The sequence below is a fragment of the Phenylobacterium sp. genome (genome assembly GCF_044236515.1).
GTDB lineage: Bacteria > Pseudomonadota > Alphaproteobacteria > Caulobacterales > Caulobacteraceae > Phenylobacterium.
The window spans coordinates 1-2,535 of sequence record NZ_JBIIGK010000258.1 but is presented as its reverse complement, the minus strand read 5'-3'; the positions used below and the strand labels follow the sequence as shown (position 1 = coordinate 2,535).

3 protein-coding genes are annotated in these 2,535 nt (G+C 68.8%); 1 reads left to right on the top strand and 2 read right to left on the bottom strand.

All coding sequences use genetic code 11. From position 1 onward, the window contains the following. Positions 1-804 (top strand): UDP-galactopyranose mutase (locus ACILRF_RS15995; protein WP_395674644.1); only part of this gene is annotated, 804 nt, incomplete at its 5' end. 55 nt (positions 805-859) lie between these two features. Here the strand turns inward: ACILRF_RS15995 and ACILRF_RS15990 are convergent. Beyond that, positions 860-1,447, bottom strand: coding sequence for a hemerythrin domain-containing protein (locus tag ACILRF_RS15990; protein WP_395674642.1), 588 nt, complete (start codon positions 1,445-1,447; stop codon positions 860-862). Between the two features lie 77 nt (positions 1,448-1,524). Next, positions 1,525-2,535, bottom strand: a 1,011-nt coding sequence (locus ACILRF_RS15985; protein WP_395674640.1) for a TetR/AcrR family transcriptional regulator, incomplete at its 5' end; no start/stop codon positions are given.

Sequence of the window (2,535 nt, the reverse complement as noted above, 5' to 3'; positions counted from 1 at the left end):
GAGGCCTATCTGAAGAGCCGCGCCGAGCCGGTGGAGAAGATCCGCACCTCCGAGGACGTGGTCGTCAACCAGGTCGGCCGCGAACTCTACGAGACCTTCTTCCGCGGCTACACGCGCAAGCAGTGGGGCATGGACCCGTCGGAGCTCGACAAGTCCGTCACCGCGCGGGTGCCGACCCGGGTCAACACCGACGACCGCTACTTCACCGACAAGTTCCAGGCCATGCCGGCCCAGGGCTATACCCGGATGTTCGAGGCCATGCTCGACCAGCCGGGCCTGACAGTGGAAACCGGCGTCGAGTTCGAGGACGTGCGCGGCGAGACCGTCTACGACAGCCTGATCTTCACCGGACCGATCGACGAGTTCTTCGATCACCGCTACGGCAAGCTGCCCTACCGCAGCCTCGCTTTCCGGCACGAGACGCTGGACCAGGAGCAGTTCCAACTGACCGGCACCGTCAACTATCCCGACGAGGCGACGCCCTACACCCGGATCAGTGAATACAAGCACCTGACCGGCCAGGTCTCCTCGAGGACCACGGTGACGTACGAGTACCCGCGGGCCGACGGCGACCCCTACTATCCGGTGCCGCGTCCGGAAAATCAGGCGCTTTACAAGAGGTACGAGGCTCTGGCCCTGCAGACGCCGAACGTCCACTTCGTCGGGCGGTTGGCCACATACCGCTACTACAACATGGATCAGGTGACCGGCCAGGCGCTGGCCACCTTCCGCCGGATCGCCCAGGCCGACGGGCGGCCGGTCACCGCCGATGCGCTGGCGGCGCCGATGGAACGGACGTTCTGACGAACACGGCGGCGGCGTCCGTCTCCCGCCCGGGGAGACGGACGCCGCGTCGGCCTCAGGCTAGTGGGCGGATCTGGTCGTCCGCGCCGAAACTGCGCGACTCGCCGGCCATGGGCTCATCGCGCAGGAGGCGTTCGGCTTCCTCGCGGAAGCGTCGGGTCAGGAAGGCCTGATCGTCGTAGTCGGCCTTCAGCTCCGGGAACCAGATCTTCTCTTCCTCATAGACGTGGTGCAGGACCGCGCCTCGGATGTGTTCCAGCTTGTCGGCCCATGCCTCGTCGGCTGGATCGATGCGCTCCAGTTCGGCCATCTGCATCTTGGCCGTCGTCTGCTCGCTGTAGGCCATGCCGGCGTGGCCCTTCTCGCCGGCCTTCGCCATGGCCGGATAAAGCACCACCTCCTCGGCATAGGCGTGGCCGTTCAGCACGCGGGCGAGAGCGTGCAGGGCCTCGATTCGCGCTCGAGCGCCCTGCGCGTGGCGGCAAGCGTCGAACGCGGCGCGGATGGCGTCGTGATGTTCGAGCGCCAGGGCCAGCCAGTCGGCCCCGTCGCTGGCGGCGCGGGCCTTGCGGGTCGCTTCGGCGCGGGCTTCCTCGCTCTCGGGCGGCGTGATCGCGCCCAGGGCCTTATCGATAAGGGACATTTGCGGGCTCCATCGGCTGATGGGCCACCCAACCCGCGTCGGCCGGTTCCGTTGCCAGGAGCAACCAAAGATCAGGCTCAATCGCGCAATAGGCCGGTCAGGGTGGTCCGGGCGTAAAGCGACACCGCCTCGGCGGGCCCAAGGTTCGGCGCCAGCCGCGGGAGGTCGGCGACGGCGTTGATCGCCCCATGTATCACCTGCGCGGCGATGAACGGATCGACCGGCCGGATCGACCCGTCGGCGACGCCATCCGAGATCATCGCCGCGAACCGGTCGGTCACCCGTTGCGCCCGCTGGAGCATGCGAGCCGAGATCGGCTCCGGCACGACGCTGAGCGCCGAGGACCGCAGCAGCAGCCCCGAGTCCGTCAATTGCCCGGCCACCAGCGCCGCGGTCGACGAGGCCAGAGCGTCGTACTGGTTCGTCGCCGCCGCCAATGCGGCCCGCTGCGCCCGCTCCATCGTCAGGTAGGTGCGCTCGAAGCAGGCCTCGACGAGATCATCCTTGGCCTCGTTGTGGTGATAGAACGAGCCCTTGGTGAGGTTGAGACTGGCGGAGATCCGGTCCACCGAGGCTCCGCGATAACCCTGCTGGTTGATCAGCCGGGTCGCGGCCGTGAGGAAGGTCGCGCGCGCCGGCTCCTCCGGCGGCGCATAAGTGTCGAGCGCCCGCGGCGCCCAGGCGGCGCCCTCCGGCGCCAGCCCGTTCATGAGGATGTCGAACATCCGCGCCACGAGGCGCGGCTGGTCCTCGGCGTCGTAGCGCGGCAGCCAGGCGACCAACCACAGCAGCTGTTCCAGCAGCAGGTTCACCCGCGCGTTTCGCCGTCGCCGCGGCAGCGGCCGGCCTTCGGCGTCCAACAGGTCGCCCAGCCGGTGGAACATCAGGTTGAACGCCTCCACCACCCTGTCGCGATGCGGCGGCGCAAGGGCGCGGATGTCGTTGAAGCGGGCCGTCGGCGGCGTGAGGCCCGCGGCGATCTCGAACCGCTCGCCGAGCCAGAGGTCGAGCAAGCGCCGCACGCGCGCCTCCAGCCCGCTGGCTTGCGCCGCCTCGGCGATGATCGCGTCGAGGCGATCCACCGCGCT